Source organism: Pseudobutyrivibrio sp. UC1225 (genome assembly GCF_900115215.1).
Classification (GTDB): domain Bacteria; phylum Bacillota; class Clostridia; order Lachnospirales; family Lachnospiraceae; genus Pseudobutyrivibrio.
In genome coordinates this window covers 196,506-214,816 of record NZ_FOVQ01000001.1, presented here as the reverse complement: position 1 = coordinate 214,816, position 18,311 = coordinate 196,506, and the positions used below count along the sequence as shown (strand labels likewise).

At 37.3% G+C, this 18,311-nt stretch carries 14 protein-coding genes; all 14 read left to right on the top strand.

Going from position 1 to position 18,311, the window contains the following annotated elements; translation table 11 throughout:
- The first annotated feature begins 60 nt into the window (after positions 1-60).
- The 14 genes from BMZ41_RS01065 (at position 61) to BMZ41_RS01000 (ending at position 18,297) form a co-directional block, all read left to right on the top strand.
- On the top strand, positions 61-789 hold the full coding sequence (locus BMZ41_RS01065; RefSeq protein ID WP_090526440.1) for a YebC/PmpR family DNA-binding transcriptional regulator: 729 nt from the start codon (positions 61-63) through the stop codon (positions 787-789).
- Between the two features lie 39 nt (positions 790-828).
- Positions 829-2,277 carry a glycogen synthase gene (locus BMZ41_RS01060; protein WP_090526438.1) on the top strand — a complete coding sequence of 483 codons (1,449 nt, stop codon included), beginning with the start codon at positions 829-831 and terminating at the stop codon, positions 2,275-2,277.
- Positions 2,278-2,356: 79 nt separating this feature from the next.
- Positions 2,357-5,089, top strand: coding sequence for an FtsK/SpoIIIE family DNA translocase (locus BMZ41_RS01055; RefSeq protein WP_090526436.1), 2,733 nt, complete (start codon positions 2,357-2,359; stop codon positions 5,087-5,089).
- Between the two features lie 16 nt (positions 5,090-5,105).
- On the top strand, positions 5,106-6,776 hold the full coding sequence (locus BMZ41_RS01050) for a formate--tetrahydrofolate ligase (protein ID WP_090526434.1): 1,671 nt from the start codon (positions 5,106-5,108) through the stop codon (positions 6,774-6,776).
- Positions 6,777-6,778: 2 nt separating this feature from the next.
- A complete protein-coding gene (locus BMZ41_RS01045) occupies positions 6,779-7,936 on the top strand; it encodes a chitobiase/beta-hexosaminidase C-terminal domain-containing protein (RefSeq protein ID WP_090166443.1) in 1,158 nt (385 codons plus the stop codon).
- A 222-nt stretch (positions 7,937-8,158) separates the two neighbouring features.
- The gene (gene rlmH, locus BMZ41_RS01040; protein WP_090166445.1) at positions 8,159-8,638 is read left to right on the top strand and encodes a 23S rRNA (pseudouridine(1915)-N(3))-methyltransferase RlmH; all 480 of its coding nucleotides are present in this window, start codon (positions 8,159-8,161) and stop codon (positions 8,636-8,638) included.
- Positions 8,639-8,657: 19 nt separating this feature from the next.
- A complete protein-coding gene (locus BMZ41_RS01035; RefSeq protein WP_177184128.1) occupies positions 8,658-9,962 on the top strand; it encodes a pyrimidine-nucleoside phosphorylase in 1,305 nt (434 codons plus the stop codon).
- 1 nt (position 9,963) lies between these two features.
- Positions 9,964-10,950 carry a PhoH family protein gene (locus BMZ41_RS01030; RefSeq protein WP_090166447.1) on the top strand — a complete coding sequence of 329 codons (987 nt, stop codon included), beginning with the start codon at positions 9,964-9,966 and terminating at the stop codon, positions 10,948-10,950.
- Between the two features lie 63 nt (positions 10,951-11,013).
- Positions 11,014-12,156 carry a hypothetical protein gene (locus BMZ41_RS01025; RefSeq protein WP_177184127.1) on the top strand — a complete coding sequence of 381 codons (1,143 nt, stop codon included), beginning with the start codon at positions 11,014-11,016 and terminating at the stop codon, positions 12,154-12,156.
- Positions 12,153-12,650 carry an rRNA maturation RNase YbeY gene (gene ybeY / locus BMZ41_RS01020; RefSeq protein ID WP_090526430.1) on the top strand — a complete coding sequence of 166 codons (498 nt, stop codon included), beginning with the start codon at positions 12,153-12,155 and terminating at the stop codon, positions 12,648-12,650. Before BMZ41_RS01025 ends, ybeY begins: the two co-directional genes overlap by 4 nt.
- Positions 12,651-12,669: 19 nt before the next feature.
- Positions 12,670-13,806 (top strand): DUF3048 domain-containing protein, encoded by a 1,137-nt coding sequence (locus BMZ41_RS01015; RefSeq protein ID WP_090166453.1) that lies wholly within the window; start codon positions 12,670-12,672, stop codon positions 13,804-13,806.
- Positions 13,807-13,813: 7 nt separating this feature from the next.
- Positions 13,814-15,496 (top strand): putative polysaccharide biosynthesis protein, encoded by a 1,683-nt coding sequence (locus BMZ41_RS01010; RefSeq protein WP_090526428.1) that lies wholly within the window; start codon positions 13,814-13,816, stop codon positions 15,494-15,496.
- 5 nt (positions 15,497-15,501) lie between these two features.
- Positions 15,502-16,713, top strand: coding sequence for an aminoacetone oxidase family FAD-binding enzyme (locus BMZ41_RS01005; RefSeq protein ID WP_090526426.1), 1,212 nt, complete (start codon positions 15,502-15,504; stop codon positions 16,711-16,713).
- Positions 16,714-18,297 (top strand): NAD(P)/FAD-dependent oxidoreductase, encoded by a 1,584-nt coding sequence (locus BMZ41_RS01000; protein ID WP_090526424.1) that lies wholly within the window; start codon positions 16,714-16,716, stop codon positions 18,295-18,297.
- The last annotated feature ends 14 nt before the right edge of the window (positions 18,298-18,311 follow it).

The window sequence follows — 18,311 nt, the reverse complement described above, 5'->3', positions numbered from 1 at the left end:
GCATTGTTATTTGATATAATTTTTTGAGATTTTAAAATTAGAAAAGAGGTATATAAATATATGTCAGGACATTCAAAATTTGCAAATATTAAGCACAAAAAAGAGAAGAATGATGCTGCAAAGGGTAAAATTTTTACAATTATCGGACGAGAGATTGCTGTAGCCGTTAAGGAAGGTGGTCCAGATCCTAACAATAACTCTAAGCTTCGTGATGTAATCGCAAAAGCTAAGGCTAATAACGTACCTAATGCTACTATTGAAAGTGGTATTAAGAAGGCCGCTGGTAATGCAGACGCTGTAAACTATGAGTCAGTAACCTATGAAGGATATGGTCCTAACGGAACAGCTATCATCGTAGATTGCCTTACAGACAACCGTAACCGTACAGCTGCTAATGTAAGAAATGCTTTCACAAAGGGTGGTGGCAGCATTGGAACACCAGGTTGTGTATCTTTCATGTTTGATAACAGAGGACAGATCATCGTTTCTAAGGAAGAGTGTTCTATGGAAGCAGATGATTTAATGATGATTGCTCTCGATGCTGGTGCAGAAGACTTTGCTGAAGAAGATGATTGCTTCGAAATCTACACTACTCCTGAGGATTTCTCAAAGGTAAGAGAAGCTCTTGAGGCTGAAAAAATTCCTATGGCAGATGCTGAGGTTACAATGATTCCTCAGACATATGTTGAGCTTACAGACGAGCAGGATTTATATAAGATTAATAAGATTCTTGATCTTCTTGATGAAGATGATGACGTACAGAACGTTTACCATAACTGGGATGAGTAATGTAGTTTTACTATAAAATTTTTGCGGGGTTAAAAACTAATGAACAAAATTTTGTTTGCGTCAAGTGAATGCGTACCATTTGTAAAGACCGGAGGTTTGGCTGACGTTTGTGGTGCATTGCCAAAGGAATTTTGTAAGGATTATTTTGATGTCAGGGTGGTTTTGCCATACTATACATTTATTCCTGAAAAATATAAAAAAGATTTCCGATATCTAACAAGTTTTCAGATGAATATGGGACCTCTTGTAGGCACAAAATACGTTGGTGTTTTTGAGTATGAATTAGATGGTGTTACTTTTTACTTTATAGACAATCATGATTATTTTGATTGTTTCTATCCTTATTCAGAGGATAGATGGGACCTTGAAAAGTTTATTTTCTTTGATAAGGCTGTTCTTTCAATGCTTCCACTTATTGGATTTCAGCCAAATCTTATTCACTGCCACGACTGGCAGACTGGATTTATTCCAGTATATTTAAAGACAGATTTTCAGGGAGATCAATTCTTCTGGGGAATGAAATCTGTTATGACAATTCATAATCTTAAATTTCAGGGCATGTGGGATACAAAGACAGTATCCGGTATTTCAGGACTTCCAGTGGATTTATTTACACCAGATAAGCTTGAATACAAAAAGTGCGGAAATATGTTAAAGGGTGGTTTGGTATATGCTGATTACATTACCACTGTGTCATCTAATTATTGTGATGAAATCCAGACTCCATACTATGGAGAAGGACTTGACGGCCTTTTAAGAGCCCGTCATTATGATATGCAGGGTATTGTTAATGGTATTGATAACGGTATATACAATCCAGCCACTGATTCTAAGATTTATAAGAATTACGATATTTCTACATTCCGTAAGAATAAAAAAATCAACAAAACAAAGCTTCAGCAGGAACTTGGGCTTGATGTTGACCCAAAGAAATACATGATTGGTCTTATTTCAAGACTTACGGACCAAAAAGGTTTAGACCTTATCAATTACTGTATTGAAGGAATTGTAGATGATTTTACTCAGCTTGTAGTTATCGGAACTGGAGAGTCTAAGTATGAGAATATGTTTAGACATTATGCATGGAAGTATCCAGAAAAGATTTCTGCCAATATAAGCTATGATGATGCTATGGCTCACAGATTATACGCTGCAGCTGATTCATTCCTTATGCCATCAAGATTTGAGCCTTGCGGGCTGACACAGCTTATTTCCTTCAGATATGGAACAGTACCAATCGTTCGTGAGACAGGTGGCTTAAAGGATACAGTCGAGGCATACAACGAATACATGAAGACAGGAGATGGTTTCTCATTTGCCAACTACAATGGCGATGAGCTTATTAACACTGTCAACTATAGTAAATTTGTATTCTTCGAGAAAAAAGCTCAATGGAATAAAATGATTGAGCGCGGTATGAGTAAAAATTATTCTTGGTCTGTACAAAAGGAAAAATATGAAAATATTTACAACTATTTGATTGGTTGATAAATAAAAAATGCAAAAAGAGAATAGTTTAGCTATTCTCTTTTTGATGAATCGAAGAATAATTGGATGAGGTTTTAATTTGGCAACAAAAGGGAAGAATAATTCTAGAAAAAAATCTAATACCAGGTCAAGGACTGGTGGCTCATCTAAAAGAGCTTCCACCAGAAAAAAGTCATCTAAGCGAGTAAATGACGAGTTAGATTTTGAAGATCCTTTTTTCGAGGATTCTTCTAAGGAGATTATTTTATGGTCTTCTATAGCTCTTTGTATTTTACTTTGCATTAGTAATTTTGGACTGGGTGGTGTTGCTGGTAATGCTGTTGCTGATTTTCTATTTGGTGTTTTCGGCATTATTCAGTATGTCCTTCCATTCATGGTAGCTTTTTCTGCATTTTTTATAATTTCAAATTATGGTAATAAGGTTGCAATTGCCAAAGTTATTGCCGGTTTTGTTCTGCTAATGTTTATAAGCGCATTTGTAGAATTAATTATTAATGGTCAAAATATTTTATTGCCTTTAGATGCTTTTTCTTTTGCGAAAGAAAAGCACCTTGGCGGAGGACTTGTAGGAGGCGGTATTGTATTTGGAATTAACGATAGCTTTGGACTATTTGGGGCTTACCTTATAGTTCTCATTGCTATGATTGTTTGTACAATAATCATCATTGAAAGATTTGCTTTCGACAGAGTTCAGCAATCATCAAGATATCATGCTGACAGAGCTGCAGAAAAACGTCGTATTCGCAGAGAACGTCAGTTGATGGAAAGAGAAGCTAATCAGACACGCTTTAATTCTGATAGACAGGCTATTAGAGATAAAATCGAAAAAGATAAAGAATTAGAGCTACAACAAAGAAAACAAAACGATGGAAATCGTAGAGATAGAAGATTTTCCGGTGTTACCTCTGACACTACAATTATGCCTGATTTTACTGAATCAGCTTCAAGTGCAGATGGTATAAACGAAATTCGCTTTAATATGGCTGATGGTGAGGAAGAAATGGAAATCACCAAAACCAGCAGACATCGTCTAAGAGCAGGAGATAAGCGCTCAAAAAGTGCTCACGCTTTCAAAGAAATTGAGCAATCCGCAGAGGAAATTGCTGTTGCTCAGCCTGTTATAAGTGAGCCGGAACCTGTTATTCCAAAGAAAAGCACTATTTCCTTTAAGGGGGCAGCTCTTATGGAAGCAGAACAAGAGGCTGCTAGCATAAGACAGGAACAGGAGGCAGCTCCGGTTCGTCACGGCAAGGCGTCTGTAGCTAGTGCTGATGAGATTGAAAACTCTTCAGAAAGCCTAAAAGCGTCTATAGATGCAGATAAAAAGAAGCCTAAAAAGCCATATAAATATCCACCTCTTACCTTGCTTAAGGACGCAAAGAAAAACGGTGGTGATTCAAAAGAATATCTTACAGAGATGGCTAACAAGCTTGAAACAGCCCTTAGTAGTTTTGGCGTTCAGGCAAAGGTTACTGAGGTTACACTCGGGCCATCTGTTACGAGATATGAGCTTGAAATAGCAGTTGGTACAAGAGTATCAAAGGTAGTAAATCTTGCCGACGATATTAAGCTTAGTCTTGCTGTTACAGATGTTAGAATTGAAGCTCCTATTCCAGGTAAGTCTGCCATCGGAATTGAGGTTCCTAATAAAGTTAAATCTATGGTTGGATTTAAGGAACTGGTATCCTCTAAGGAGTTTAAATCAGCAAAATCAAAGATTTCTTTCTGTGTTGGAAAGGATATTTCTGGTAGTGTTATAGTTGGAAATATTGAAAAGATGCCACATCTTCTCATTGCCGGCGCTACTGGTTCAGGAAAATCTGTTTGTATTAACACAATTATTATGAGTATCCTTTATCACGCTAACCCTGATGAGGTTAAAATGATAATGGTTGATCCTAAAATGGTAGAACTTTCTGTATATAACGGTATTCCTCATTTGTTACTACCAGTAATCACAGATGCTAAAAAGGCAGCCGGTGCGCTGCATTGGGCTGTTAAGGAAATGACAGACCGTTATGAGCTTTTGGCTATGGCCGGGGTTCGTAATATAGAAGGTTTTAATGAAAAAGTTGCGAGCAATGCATTGCCAGAAGAAGTTCCAGAAGAGAAGCGTGTACGTATGTCACAGCTTGTTATTATCCTGGATGAGGTTGCAGACCTTATGATGGTAGCAGCTGCCGATGTTGAGGACTCCATTGTCCGATTGGCACAGCTTGCACGTGCTGCAGGTATTCATCTTATTATCGCGACTCAAAAGCCTACAGTTAACGTTATTACAGGCTTAATTAAAGCCAATGTTCCTTCACGTATAGCTTTTTCTGTTTCAAGTGGAAATGATTCTCGAGTTATTCTTGATATGAATGGTGCTGAGGATCTTCTTGGAAATGGTGATATGCTTTATGCTCCACAGAATTTATCTAAACCAATTAGAATTCAAGGAGCTTTTGTTAGTGATGACGAGGTCAGTGCCGTTGTTGATTTCTTAAAGAATAACAATGACCCTGCAGAAGATAATTCAGAAATTGAAGCTCAAATTCAAAGCTCTGAGACAAGTTCAGGTGCAGTAAGCATCTCTGGTGAGCCAGATAATTCCAGAGATCCATTATTCGCTGAGGCTGGACGTCTTGTTATAGAAAATCAAAAGGGTTCTATAGGCTATCTGCAAAGAAATTTCAGGATAGGCTTTAATAGAGCAGCCCGTATCATGGATCAGCTGGCAGAAGCCGGTGTAGTTGGTCCTGAAATGGGAACAAAGCCTCGAGAGATTCGTATGGCAATATCAGAGTTTGAAGAACTAATAAATGCATAGTAAAGGGAGTTTGCAAATGAAGTCAGACATTCAAATCGCACAGGAAGCAAAGATGGTTCACATTAAGGAGGTTGCTTCATCCTTAAATATTCAGGAGGATGACCTTGAGCTTTATGGCAAGTATAAAGCAAAATTCTCTGATGAACTGTTAAGCAAAATTGAAGGCAACAAGGATGGAAAGCTCGTTCTTGTAACTGCTATCAATCCTACACCAGCTGGTGAAGGAAAAACCACTACATCAGTTGGTCTTGGTCAGGCTATGGGTGTTCTTGGAAAGAAAGCCTGCCTTGCCCTTAGAGAGCCATCCTTAGGACCTTGCTTCGGAATTAAAGGTGGCGCTGCCGGTGGTGGATATGCTCAGGTAGTACCAATGGAGGATCTTAACCTTCATTTCACTGGAGATTTCCACGCTATTACCTCTGCTAATAATTTACTTGCAGCAATGCTTGATAATCACATTCAGCAGGGAAATTCTCTGGGAATTGACCCACGACAGATTGTGTGGAAGAGATGTCTTGACATGAATGACAGAGCTCTTAGAAATATTGTTGTAGGCTTAGGTTCAAAGATGGACGGAATGGTTCGTGAAGACCATTTTGTTATTACAGTAGCTTCAGAAATCATGGCTATTCTCTGCTTAGCAGATGATATGCATGATTTAAAGAAGAGACTTGGAAGAATTATCGTTGCATATTCTTTCGAGGGTAAGCCAGTAACAGCCGATGATTTACATGCAACCGGTGCTATGGCAGCACTTCTTAAGGATGCACTTAAGCCAAATTTAATTCAGACACTGGAGCACACACCAGCAATTGTTCACGGTGGACCATTTGCTAATATTGCTCACGGTTGTAATTCAGTTCGTGCCACAAAGGCTTCTATGAAGTTAGCTGATATTACTATTACAGAAGCTGGATTTGGTGCTGATCTTGGTGCTGAGAAATTCTTTGATATCAAGTGTAGAATGGCTGGTCTTAAGCCTGATGCCGTAGTACTTGTAGCTACTATTCGTGCTTTAAAATATAATGGTGGAGTACCAAAGGCAGAGCTTACAACTGAAAATCTTGATGCTTTAAAGAAGGGTATTGTAAACCTTGAGAAGCATATTGAAAACTTACAAAAGTACGGTGTACCTGTTGTTGTTACACTTAATTCTTTTGTTACAGATACTCAGGCTGAGACAGATTTTGTTCGCAATTTCTGTCAGGAGAGAGGCTGCGAATTTGCTCTTTCTGAAGTTTGGGAAAAAGGTGGAGAAGGCGGCGTAGAGCTTGCTAAAAAGGTGCTTTATGTTCTTGAAAATAAAGAAAGCAACTTCAAGCCACTTTATGAAGATTCATTATCCTTAAAGGATAAAATTAAAACTGTTGCTACAGAAATTTACGGCGCAGCAGATGTTTCTTATTCACCAGCAGCTGAGAAGGAACTCAAGAGAATCGAGGAGCTAGGCATGGGCGATTTCCCTGTATGTATGGCTAAGACTCAGTATTCTCTTTCTGATGACCAGACAAAGCTTGGTAGACCAGAAGGCTTTACTGTTAATGTAAGAGAAGTATATGCCTCTGCCGGTGCAGGCTTTGTTGTGGCTGTTACAGGAAGTATAGTGACAATGCCGGGACTTCCAAAGCAGCCAGCAGCTAATAATATTGACGTTACAGACGATGGAGTAATTACAGGACTTTTCTAACTATGAATTGTAAAAAATGCGGAGCTGAAATAGAATCAGGTTTTTTATACTGCCCAAAATGTGGGGAGTCTATTCAGCTTGTGCCAAATTACGATGTAGTAGAAGAAGAGCTTCTTTCCAGAGTTGTTGAAGACAAGGATAAAGCTAAAAATAATCGTTTTGCTACTGGGGTGTATAAGCCTGTAACAACTGGAAACGCTCAAAAGCAACAGACTGATAAAAAACCAACCAACAATGGAGCAGTTATACGTAACAAAGATTTTCTAATAAAGCTTTTAGTTTTTCTTCTAATTGTAATTTTAGGAATGGTTATAATAATTCCATTAATCGGCAGCCACTCTTATGACAACGTTATGAACAGCGCTGTAGCTGCTGAGGGTGAAGAGCAGTATGCAAAAGCTTTAGGTTTCTATCAAGAGGCCTATGACCTTGATAATGCTTCTTTTGAAGCAATCTATGGATTAGGCAGAATGTATTATAAAGTCAAGGAATATGATAAAGCTATCGAATACTTGACTCAGGCATTGGAACTTGATGTTACCAATAAAAAAATATATACATATCTGCTTGATTCCTATACAGCAATTGGAGATACAGATAGCATTTATGCTCTTCAAAGCAAAGCTCCAAATGAAGAAATATTAAAGCTTTTTGATGACTATGTGGTTCAACCACCAGAGTTTAGTGAATTAGGCGGTGATTATGACGAAGAAGTATACCTTGTTCTTTCCAGCAAAAGCGATAATCAGATTTTCTATACTTTAGATGGTAAAAATCCAACTACATCTGGAAAACTGTTTTCAAAGGCAATTGAATTAGAAGAGGGCGTTACAGAAGTGAAAGCTGTATCGCTGAGTCCATCTGGTGATTATTCTGAAGTGGTAAGTGAAACCTATAATATCGTTTACCCTTCACTTGATACACCAGTGGTCAGCCCACAGGCTGGAACATATACTCAGCAGGAATATATTACTATTACAGTACCTGATGGATGCAAGGCTTATTATACCTGGGATGGTACAGACCCAGCGCAGGTTGGTATATTATACACAGAACCTTTTCCTATCCTAAAAGGTGCCAGCGTTCTTACTGTGGTAATTATCGATAGTAAAGGAAACAACAGTCCTTTGTATCGTGGGGATTATATTTATAATCCTTGAAATTGTTCACATTTTTTTCACAATTAGTACTTTATTTATACATATTTTATTAGTAATATAAGCCTATCTCATTAAGAGATACATTTTTCATAACATTATTCTCCCTTTTAAAAGGCACGTCACCGCAGGCGTGCCTTTTTATTTTATCCATTTGTTCATATAAACCACTAAATCTATGTGATTCTATTGTTAAATCCTACTAAATGTTCTAAAATATAATACATGAATGTTAAAATTCTTTGCGTAGGAAAAATCAAAGAAAAGTTTTATAGAGACGCTATTGATGAGTATGTAAAAAGACTTTCAAAATACTGTTCAGTCACGGTAACAGAGGTTCCAGATGAAAAGACTTCTGAGAATGCATCTGATACAGAAATAGACATTGTTAAGGACAAAGAAGGTGAAAGAATTCTTAAGCATATCAATGAGCGAGATTATGTAATCGCTCTTGCAATTTTAGGAAAGCAGATGGATTCTGTGGCTTTCTCAAAATTCATCGAGGATTTAGGAATACAGGGCAAAAGTTCACTTGTTTTCGTTATAGGTGGTTCTCTTGGTCTTTCAGATAATGTTCTAAAAAGAGCAGATTATCAAATATCCTTTTCTAAAATGACTTTTCCTCATCAGCTTATGCGAGTAATTTTATCAGAACAAATTTATAGGGCGATGCGTATTATGAAAAACGAGCCTTATCACAAATAAGTAATTAGAGGTATTTTCTATGAGAATGTATGATTTGATTGAAAAGAAAAAATTAGGTCAGGAGCTCTCCACAGAGGAGATTTATCATATTATTGACGGCTACACCAAAGGTGATATTCCAGATTACCAGATATCAGCCTTACTTATGGCTATATATTTTAATGGCATGAACGTAAGAGAGCGTTATGACCTTACAATGGCCATGAGAGATTCGGGAGATATTCTTGATTTATCTTCAATTGATGGAGTAAAGATTGATAAGCATTCTACAGGCGGTGTAGGTGACAAAGTTACACTTGTTTTAGGTCCAATCATTGCTTCTATTGGTGTTCCAGTTGCAAAAATGAGCGGTAGAGGTCTTGGTCACACAGGTGGCACCATCGATAAGCTTGAGGCTTTTCCAGGCTTTAACGCTGAGCTTTCAGATGACCAGTTTATCAATCAGGTTAACAGCATAAAGATTGCCGTTACAGGCCAGTCTAAGAACTTGGCTCCTGCAGATAAAAAGCTTTATGCTCTTAGAGACGTTACAGCTACTGTTGATGAGATTTCACTTATCACAGGTTCAATCATGTCTAAGAAGCTTGCTGCTGGTACAGATGCCATCGTTCTGGATGTTACTGTTGGCGACGGTGCTTTTATGAAAAATAAGGAGTCAGCCCTTGAACTTGCAAAGTCAATGGTAGATATCGGTAAGAGAGCAGATAAAAAAATTGCTGCTGTTCTTACAAACATGGATGAGCCTTTAGGTTTTGCAGTAGGTAATGATTTAGAGGTTATTGAAGCAATCGAAGCTTTAAATGGCAATGGTCCAGAGGATTTAATGACTGTCGTATATGAGCTTGGTTCTCAGATGATAGTATTTTCTGGTATTGAAACAGACAAAGCTAAGGCTAAAGAGCTTATGAAGGAAGCCGTTGCTTCTGGTAAAGCCTTTGATAAATTTGTTGAATTTATTGATGCTCAGGGCGGTGATTCTTCCTTTGCAAAGGATACAAAGAAATTCAAGCCAGCTGCACATATTGTTCCTATTAACGCAGAGTCAGACGGTTATGTTCATGCTATAAAGGCAGAGGCTATCGGTCTTGCCTCAATGTCACTTGGTGGTGGACGTGAGACTTTCGATGATGTTATCGATATGGCTGTTGGTATTGTATTAAATAAAAAGGTTGGAGATGAAATCAAAAAAGGTGAGCCTATTTGCTATATTCACGCAAATGATCAGGCTAAAATTGCTCACGCAGAAGAGATGATTAGAAATGCAACTGTTATCTCTTCTGAGAAATGCAATCACATGGATTTGATTATTGATATTGTAGAATAATATGGATGAATTTACTTTAAATATCAGTATTCCCTCTGACCATATAGACAACATATTTGGTCAGTTTGACAGAAACATTAAATCTATAGAAAATGGCATGAATATCTCCTTTATTCTTAGAGACGATGCCATCAAGCTTATAGGTGACAGGGATAGAGTGGAGCACGGTAAAATCATTATCGATGAGCTTTTAGCTCTTTCTGAAAAAGGGAATATTATAACAGCACAGGATGTAAATTACGTTATGTCTATAGAAAAAGAGAAGATTGAAAGCCATGATGTCTCTGAGGCCAGAGGCGAGATAATCTGCCATACCACGACAGGTAAGCCTGTAGCCCCTAAAACACTTGGTCAGAAAAAATATGTAGACGCCATCAGCAATAATATGATTGTTTTTGGTGTAGGACCTGCAGGTACTGGTAAAACATATCTTGCAATGGCAAAGGCTATCACAGCCTTTAAAAACGAGGAGGTTTCTAGAATTATTCTTACTCGTCCAGCCATCGAAGCAGGAGAGAAGCTGGGATTCCTTCCAGGTGATCTTCAGAGCAAAGTTGATCCTTACCTTAGGCCATTATATGATGCACTTTATCAAATAATGGGAGCTGAGGCTTTCCAGAGAAATATGGAAAAAGGTCTTATTGAGGTTGCACCTCTCGCGTACATGCGAGGCAGAACTTTAGATAATTCCTTTATTATTCTAGATGAAGCACAAAACACAACACCAGCTCAAATGAAGATGTTTCTTACAAGAATTGGTTTTGGATCGAAGGCGGTTATCACAGGTGATCAGACTCAAAAGGATTTACCAAATGGTCAAAAATCCGGTTTAGATGACGCCATGAAGGTTCTTAAAAATATTGATGATATAAAGATTTGTACTTTAGATTCAAAGGACGTTGTAAGACATCCACTTGTACAAAAGATAGTTAACGCATACGAAATACACGAGAAAAAACTAGAAAGTAAAAATAAAAGGGCAAAATAAAAGGGTAGAATAATGAAACACACCAATAGGTTCTCTTCAATTAGGATTGGATATACCATTGGAATGGCATTAATTTTCATTATTGCAAATACAGTTTTATGTTTAATGAATACCGTTCTGTTTGACAAATTTATTTGCATAATGGCAATTAATGTATGCTTCTTCTTTTTGTTTGTTTTACTTCTCATTAGAAAAAGATTAGAAGGGGCGCTTCCAGAATTTAACTATATTACATACGGTAAAATTACTTTTGTAGTTTTATTGGCATGGATTATTACGTTTTTATGCGCTATTCTTGCGCCTGATTTTTTTGCTCCATTCATATTGTTGCCTATTGTCTGCAAAACAGTTTTTGATGACAGTCTGTCAAATGTACTAAGTCTATACATGGTGGTGGTTACTTCCATCTGTCTGGACTATAGTATTTTTATTGTTCTATGCTACATCACCCTTGTTGCATTTGGCACAGTTTTTGCTCAGCTTTTCAAAGAAAAAGAAGGGCTTGAGAGACTGTACATTTTAATTCTTATTTTTGCAGTTACAACAGTTATTTCTGTAATATTTTATTATTTTAATTACCTGGAACTTTCTCTATCAGTTTTGTTTTTTGGTCTTGTTGATGGCTTTATAGCAAGCGGTCTTACCATTTGCCTGGTACCACTGTTCAAGACTTACGTAGAAAAAACACAACACAGTAATTACGAAATGTTCCTAAGCCAGGATTACACATTAGTTCAGGACATCAGGAATTTTTCATTTATTGAATATCAGCATGCCAGCAGGGTTTCCATTTTATCTCGTAAATGTGCCGAGGCCATAAATGCTAATTCTGAACTTGCTGCCTGTGGTGGATTTTACTATCGACTTGGTAAAATAGAAGGCGAGCCAATGATAGATAACGCCTTAAAAATTGCAAATGATTATTGCTTTCCAAGTGATGTGATTCAGATACTTGCGGAATATGGTGGCATAATATATTTACCTAGTTCTAAAGAATCTGCCATTGTACATATGGTTGATTCAGTTGTTACAAAGGTCGAGCTTTTTGATAAAGATTCAATGAGCAGTGCCTGGAATCAAAACATGGTAATTTACCAAACAATTAATGAATTATCTCAAAAAGGATTTTATGATAATTCAACTCTTTCAATGAATCAGTTTCTAGTGATTCGAAATATTTTAGCTAATGAGGATATTTTAGCATGACAATTTTAATTGAAAGCGAATGTGAATTTGACTTTGATTTTGACTATGAAAAAATCGCAAAAGATGTAATTAATACAGCAATTGATCATCTCAAATTCCCATTTGAAGCAGAGATTAGTATTACAATTACTGATAATGATGGTATTCACGCCATTAATAAGGAGTTTCGAGGAATAGATGCTCCAACAGATGTTCTTTCATTCCCAATGATTGAATATCCAGCGCCAGGTGTTTTTGATGAAATCGAAAACGATGACGATTTATTTAATCCTGAAACAGGTGAAGTTATTCTTGGAGATATCGTTCTTTCAGTTCCTAGAATTTTATCTCAGGCTGAAGAATACGGCCATTCAGTACTCCGAGAGTATGCTTTCCTTATAGCCCATAGTATGTTACATTTATTTGGGTTTGATCACATGACAGAGGCTGAAGCGACTGTTATGGAAGAAAAACAAAGAGAGATTTTAGATATTCTAAAAATATCTCGAGACTAAGAAAAGGAGACACTAATCTATGAAAAAAAGGGTAGTATCTGCAATGCTTATTCTTACAATGGTAACTTCTCTTGTTGCCTGCGGTAAGAAAGATGAAGAAGTCGCTGTAACTGATGTTGATGATGCACCAGTTGCGGAGGAAGAGCAAGACGTTGAGGTTCTCGATGATTCCGCAGCATTTTGGGATCAGGTATCCGAGGATGGAAGGGTTCGAAGCTACCTTAATGGCGAATGGGTTGATCCCAAATATGGAAGACAGCGTCCAGTCGCAGTTATGATTGAGAACACAAAGGCATGTTTGCCTCAGTACGGTATTGGAAATGCAGGGGTTATTTATGAATGTGTAGTTGAGGGTGGCATCACTCGTATGATGGCTATTTTTGATGACTACACTGGTCTTGACCAGATTGGTAACGTTAGAAGTGCAAGACCTTATTATGTATATTTTGCAAGTGAATACGATGCTGTTTACATGCATGCAGGTGGAAATCCAGCAGCATTTGAGCTTATTGACGGTGGCCTCGTAGAAAACCTTAATGCACTTAAGCTTGAAGGTAAAAAAGGTAGTGCTGCTACATACAGAACTGGTAAGAGCGAGCATACTTTATACACTAACTCCGATGGTATCGGAATTGGTCTTGAGAAGATGAAGTATGATATGACATTACCTGCAAACTATGAGCCACATTTCAAGTTTGCTCAGAATGGCAACAACCTTGAAAACGGTGAAGATTGCCAGGCAATTCAGATGTACTATTACACAAACAAGCCTTATTGGATTTACAACGAGGATGATGGATTATATTACAGATATGAGTTCAATCAGAAGCAGGTAGATGCTACAACAGGTAAGCAGCTTACTGCTAAGAACATTATCATTGAGGATGTAGCTTGGTGGATTTATCAGGGATCTGAGTATCTTGGATATCTTCTTTCTTACAACACAGGTACTGGAAAATACATCACAAATGGTAAGATGATTGACATTGCTTGGTCAAAGGATGGTGATAGTGATATCACTCATTATTATGACTTAGCTACAGGCGAGGAAATCCAGTTAAATATTGGTACAACATGGATTCAGGCTTGCCAGCATGATTACAGTGATGAGAATGTATTCTATGCAAACAAAAATGATTTTAGTAAGGCAAAATAATTAATTTATGACTACAAGAAACAAACGTAGCGATACCAAGTTTCTTATGCAGGGCAGTATCCTTGCAATGGCATCAATAATAAGCCGTATTGTGGGACTCATGTACAGAGTCCCACTTAAGGCTATTATAGGCAAAATCGGAAACGACTACTATGGTACCGCATATGAGGTATACAATATAATATTGCTTATTTCTTCTTACAGTATTCCACTTGCTGTTTCCAAGCTGGTTTCTGCAAGAATGGCAAAAGGGCACGTAAAAGACGCAAACAAGGTTTTGCACGGCGCCCTTCTTTTTGCGTTTATAACAGGTGTTAGTGCATCACTAATAGTATTCTTTGGTGCAGAATTTTTTACAGGTTCACTTTTAAAGACTCCACTGTCAGCCATAGCTTTAAAGGTTTTGGCTCCAACATTATTAGTGGTTGCTATTCTTGGTGTATTTCGTGGATTTTTCCAGGGCCTTGGCTCTATGATACCAAGTGCTATATCACAAATAGGAGAGCAGATTGTCAACGCTATAGTATCTGTAGTAGCTGCTCACATTCTATTTAGTTATGGAAAAAAAGTTGGTGGTGTTCTAGGAAATGAAAAGGGTTATGCTGCGGCTTTCGGTGCTGCAGGTGGTACACTGGGTACTGCTTCAGGAGCAGCCTTTGCTTTGATTTTTGTTTTGTTTATCTTTTTCGCTTTCAAAAAAGTATTTAATAAAATGATGAAAAAAGATAAGCACAGAAATACTGAAGGATATGGCGAGATAATGTCCGCCCTTGTAATGACTATTATCCCTGTACTTTTAAGTACAACGGTTTATAATATCAGCTCTATTATTGATCAGGGTATTTATAAAAATATTGCCCTTGCACAAGGACATGATGCCACTCTTATCAGCGAAAGCTGGGGTGTATTTACTGGTCAGTATAAGGTACTTATAAATGTACCTTTGGCCATTGCATCTGCTATGGCAGCATCTACTGTTCCAAGCTTGACTGCAGCTTTTCATTCAAATGACGCTGCACTGGTTAAAAAGCAGATTAATATGGCCAACAGATTTGTCATGGTTATAGCATTTCCATGTTGCGTAGGTATGATGGTTTTAGCTTCACCAATAATGCAGCTTTTATTCAGTGATTCAGAAAAATCTTCTGGACTAATGCTTATGATAGGTGGTTGCTCCATTATTTTCTATTCTTTATCTACACTATCAAATGGTATTTTACAGGGTATAGATAAAATGACTATCCCTGTAAAAAATGCATTAATAGCCCTAGTGGCACATGTTGCCTTTTTATTCGTACTACTAGAAGTCTTTGATCTGCATATTTACGCTGTAATTATCGCAAATGCATTTTACGCCCTGCTTATGTGCTTTTTGAATCAATCTGCTGTACTGAAATTTTCAGGCGCAAATATTGATATCAAAAAAGTATTTCTTGCTCCACTTGAAGCAAGTGCACTTATGGGTGTTATAGTATACTTAGTTTACAGATTGATTAATGGTCTGGTTTCATTAAGTGCTTCAGCAGGTGTTGCTAATTTTGTAGGATGTATTGTCTCTATTATTGCTGGAGTTATCGTTTACTTTGTCTCTATGTTCATTTTTAAAGGTATAGACGAAGAGACCTTAATGAAATTCCCAGGCGGAGCTAAGCTATGCAGTATTGCCTATAGCTTACATTTATTGAGGTAAATTATATGGATAACAACGAAAAGCTTTACGATGTCTGTATAGTTGGTGCTGGATTCTCAGGACTTGTTCTTGCAATTAAGCTTGCAAGAGCAGGTCTTTTGGTATGTTTAGCAGAACTTAACAGAGTCGTTGGAAGACGCATATTATCTACTGGTAACGGAAGATGTAATTTTACCAATAGACGTATGAGTAGTGATTATTATTACAGTCAGCATGACCTTTCCTTTATGGAAGATTATCATGACGATTTAATAGATTTCTTGCGAGAATTAGGTGTAATTGAAAGAGATTTTGATGGATATTATTATCCAATCACCAATCAGGCTAAAACAGTAAGAGATGCTTTGGAAAATGAAATTATCGCTCTTGGAATTGATGTATTCTTAGATAATCGTGTTACAGATATTTCAAAAGATGATGTTTTTACAGTTACTACCCATAGAACAGTAATTAAAGCTAAAAAGGTATGTGTGGCTTCCGGTGGATTATCTGCAGCGACTCTAGGATCATCTAAATTCGGTTACAAGATGGCCACTAAGTTTAAAATGAAAGTCACAAAGCTTGCTCCTGCATTGGTGGGCGTAGTTTCTAAGGATATATGTCTTAAGGATTTAGCCGGCGTGAGAGCATTGGGGATGGTTTCATACAGAGATACCTCCTGCGAGGGCGAAATACAGTTTAATAAAGATGGTATTTCAGGCTATCCTGTTATGTGCATTAGCAGATATATAGGTTTTGATGAGCTTGATAAGAAGCTCTCTGATATATCAATTGATTTTGCTTACTTTATGTCAGAAGATGAGCTAAAAGAAGAGCTTAAGAAAAGATTTTCACACAACAATAATGCAACCATTCTAGCAGCTTTAAATGGTATCTCAAATGAAAAGGTAATCCAGACCGTGGTAAGTTACGCACGTATTTACGGAGATACCGTTGTTTCAAAGCTTGATGATGAAGATATAGATAATTTGGTTTATTATTTCAAGCATTTTACTGTTAGTCTAGAAGGAACAAAAGGCTTTGACAACTCACAGGTTACTGCCGGAGGTGTTGAGCTAGATGGTATTGAATTAGACAGTATGGAGTCAAAAAATTGTAAAGGTCTTTACTTTACTGGAGAAGTTCTTGATGTAGATGGAATTTGTGGTGGTTATAATCTTACATGGGCATACCTTTCAGCTTCAAAGGCTGCAAAGGCAATTATTGAAGAGGTGTAAATGATTAAAATTGACCAGCTGAAGCTAGATATTTCAGCAAAAGATAACCAAATAATTAGCGCTATAGCAAAGAAACTCAGAGTAAATGAAAAGGATATAAGAGAATATCAAATTTTAAAGCGTTCTATTGATGCTAGAAAAAAGCCTGATTTATTTTTCGTTTATTCTGTTGCAGTCACCTTAGACAATTCTTTAGAGTCTAAGGTCTTAAAAAAGTGTTCAAAAGACAATAACGTAAATACGTATAAGCCAAAGGTTTATGCATTACCTTCAACAAATTATAATTCATCACGTCCAATCGTGGTTGGTGCAGGTCCTGCTGGACTTTTTGCCGCTTACATATTTGCGCTAAACAACATGAATCCAATTGTTTTTGAACGTGGTAAAAAGGTTGATGACAGAACAAAAGACATCTTAGAGTTTTGGGAGACCGGTGTTTTAAATACATCTTCAAATGTACAGTTTGGAGAGGGTGGTGCCGGAACTTTTTCTGATGGAAAGCTTAATACACTTGTTAATGACAAGCTTGGTAGAAACAAATTTGTACTAGAGACCTTTGTTAAGTTTGGTGCTCCTTCAAACATTTTATATGATGGCAAACCACACATTGGTACAGATATTTTAAAACAGGTTATTGCCAGTATGCGTAATGAAATTATCAAGCTTGGCGGAGAATTCCATTTTGAAGCTCAGGTAGATAGCTTTGTTATTGAAGATAGTAAAATTAAGGGTGTTATATCAAAAGGCGAAACCTACTACAGTGATTCTGTAGTACTAGCAATTGGCCACAGTGCAAGAGATACATTCAAAACTCTTTATGACCTTGGCTTTGATATGGAAGCAAAAGATTTTGCAGTTGGATTTAGAATAGAACATCCTCAGGCAATGATTTCTGAGACCATGTACGGTCCTAAGTTTAACCAGCTTGAGCCAGCCCCTTATAAGCTTGCACATAATCTTGAAAATGGACGAGGAGTATATTCCTTCTGTATGTGTCCAGGAGGGTTCGTTGTTAATTCTTCATCCGAAGAAAACCGCTTAGTGGTTAACGGAATGAGCTATTCAAAACGAGATAGTCATAATGCCAACAGTGCTATTGTTGTATCCGTTGGCGCAACAGAATTTGATAAAAGTAATCCTCTTGCCGGAATCGAATTCCAGCGCAATATAGAAAGCAAGGCCTTTACTCTTGCCAATGGATTGATTCCACAGCAGCTTTACGGCGATTTTAAAGAGAATCGTTTATCAAAGGCATATGGCGATTTTTCTTCTGAAACTAAGGGAAAAACAGCCTTTGGACTTCTTTCTGAGATATTTTCTCAGGAAATTAATCAATCTATTATTGACGCAATGGGTCATTTTGGTACTAAAATAAAGGGATTCGATAGATATGATGCAATTCTTTCCGGTGTTGAAAGCAGAACCTCATCACCAGTAAGAATTAACAGAGATGAGCAGTTCCAATCCAATATCAAAGGATTGTATCCTTGTGGTGAAGGAGCTGGATTTGCAGGCGGTATCACATCTGCAGCCATGGATGGACTTAAGGTCGCTGAAGCTGTGATAGCAAATCATAATTTATAGAATAAGGTGGGAAT

Excerpts from the sequence above, each read along its gene's own strand:
- BMZ41_RS01005 (WP_090526426.1), top strand. The coding sequence starts at position 15,502 with ATGGATAACAACGAAAAGCTTTACGATGTCTGTATAGTTGGTGCTGGA.
- BMZ41_RS01000 (WP_090526424.1), top strand. The coding sequence starts at position 16,714 with ATGATTAAAATTGACCAGCTGAAGCTAGATATTTCAGCAAAAGATAAC.
- BMZ41_RS01025 (WP_177184127.1), top strand. The coding sequence starts at position 11,014 with ATGGCATTAATTTTCATTATTGCAAATACAGTTTTATGTTTAATGAAT.
- BMZ41_RS01060 (WP_090526438.1), top strand. The coding sequence starts at position 829 with ATGAACAAAATTTTGTTTGCGTCAAGTGAATGCGTACCATTTGTAAAG.
- BMZ41_RS01035 (WP_177184128.1), top strand. The coding sequence starts at position 8,658 with ATGAGAATGTATGATTTGATTGAAAAGAAAAAATTAGGTCAGGAGCTC.
- BMZ41_RS01030 (WP_090166447.1), top strand. The coding sequence starts at position 9,964 with ATGGATGAATTTACTTTAAATATCAGTATTCCCTCTGACCATATAGAC.
- rlmH (WP_090166445.1), top strand. The coding sequence starts at position 8,159 with ATGAATGTTAAAATTCTTTGCGTAGGAAAAATCAAAGAAAAGTTTTAT.
- BMZ41_RS01015 (WP_090166453.1), top strand. The coding sequence starts at position 12,670 with ATGAAAAAAAGGGTAGTATCTGCAATGCTTATTCTTACAATGGTAACT.
- BMZ41_RS01010 (WP_090526428.1), top strand. The coding sequence starts at position 13,814 with ATGACTACAAGAAACAAACGTAGCGATACCAAGTTTCTTATGCAGGGC.
- ybeY (WP_090526430.1), top strand. The coding sequence starts at position 12,153 with ATGACAATTTTAATTGAAAGCGAATGTGAATTTGACTTTGATTTTGAC.
- BMZ41_RS01045 (WP_090166443.1), top strand. The coding sequence starts at position 6,779 with ATGAATTGTAAAAAATGCGGAGCTGAAATAGAATCAGGTTTTTTATAC.
- BMZ41_RS01050 (WP_090526434.1), top strand. The coding sequence starts at position 5,106 with ATGAAGTCAGACATTCAAATCGCACAGGAAGCAAAGATGGTTCACATT.
- BMZ41_RS01065 (WP_090526440.1), top strand. The coding sequence starts at position 61 with ATGTCAGGACATTCAAAATTTGCAAATATTAAGCACAAAAAAGAGAAG.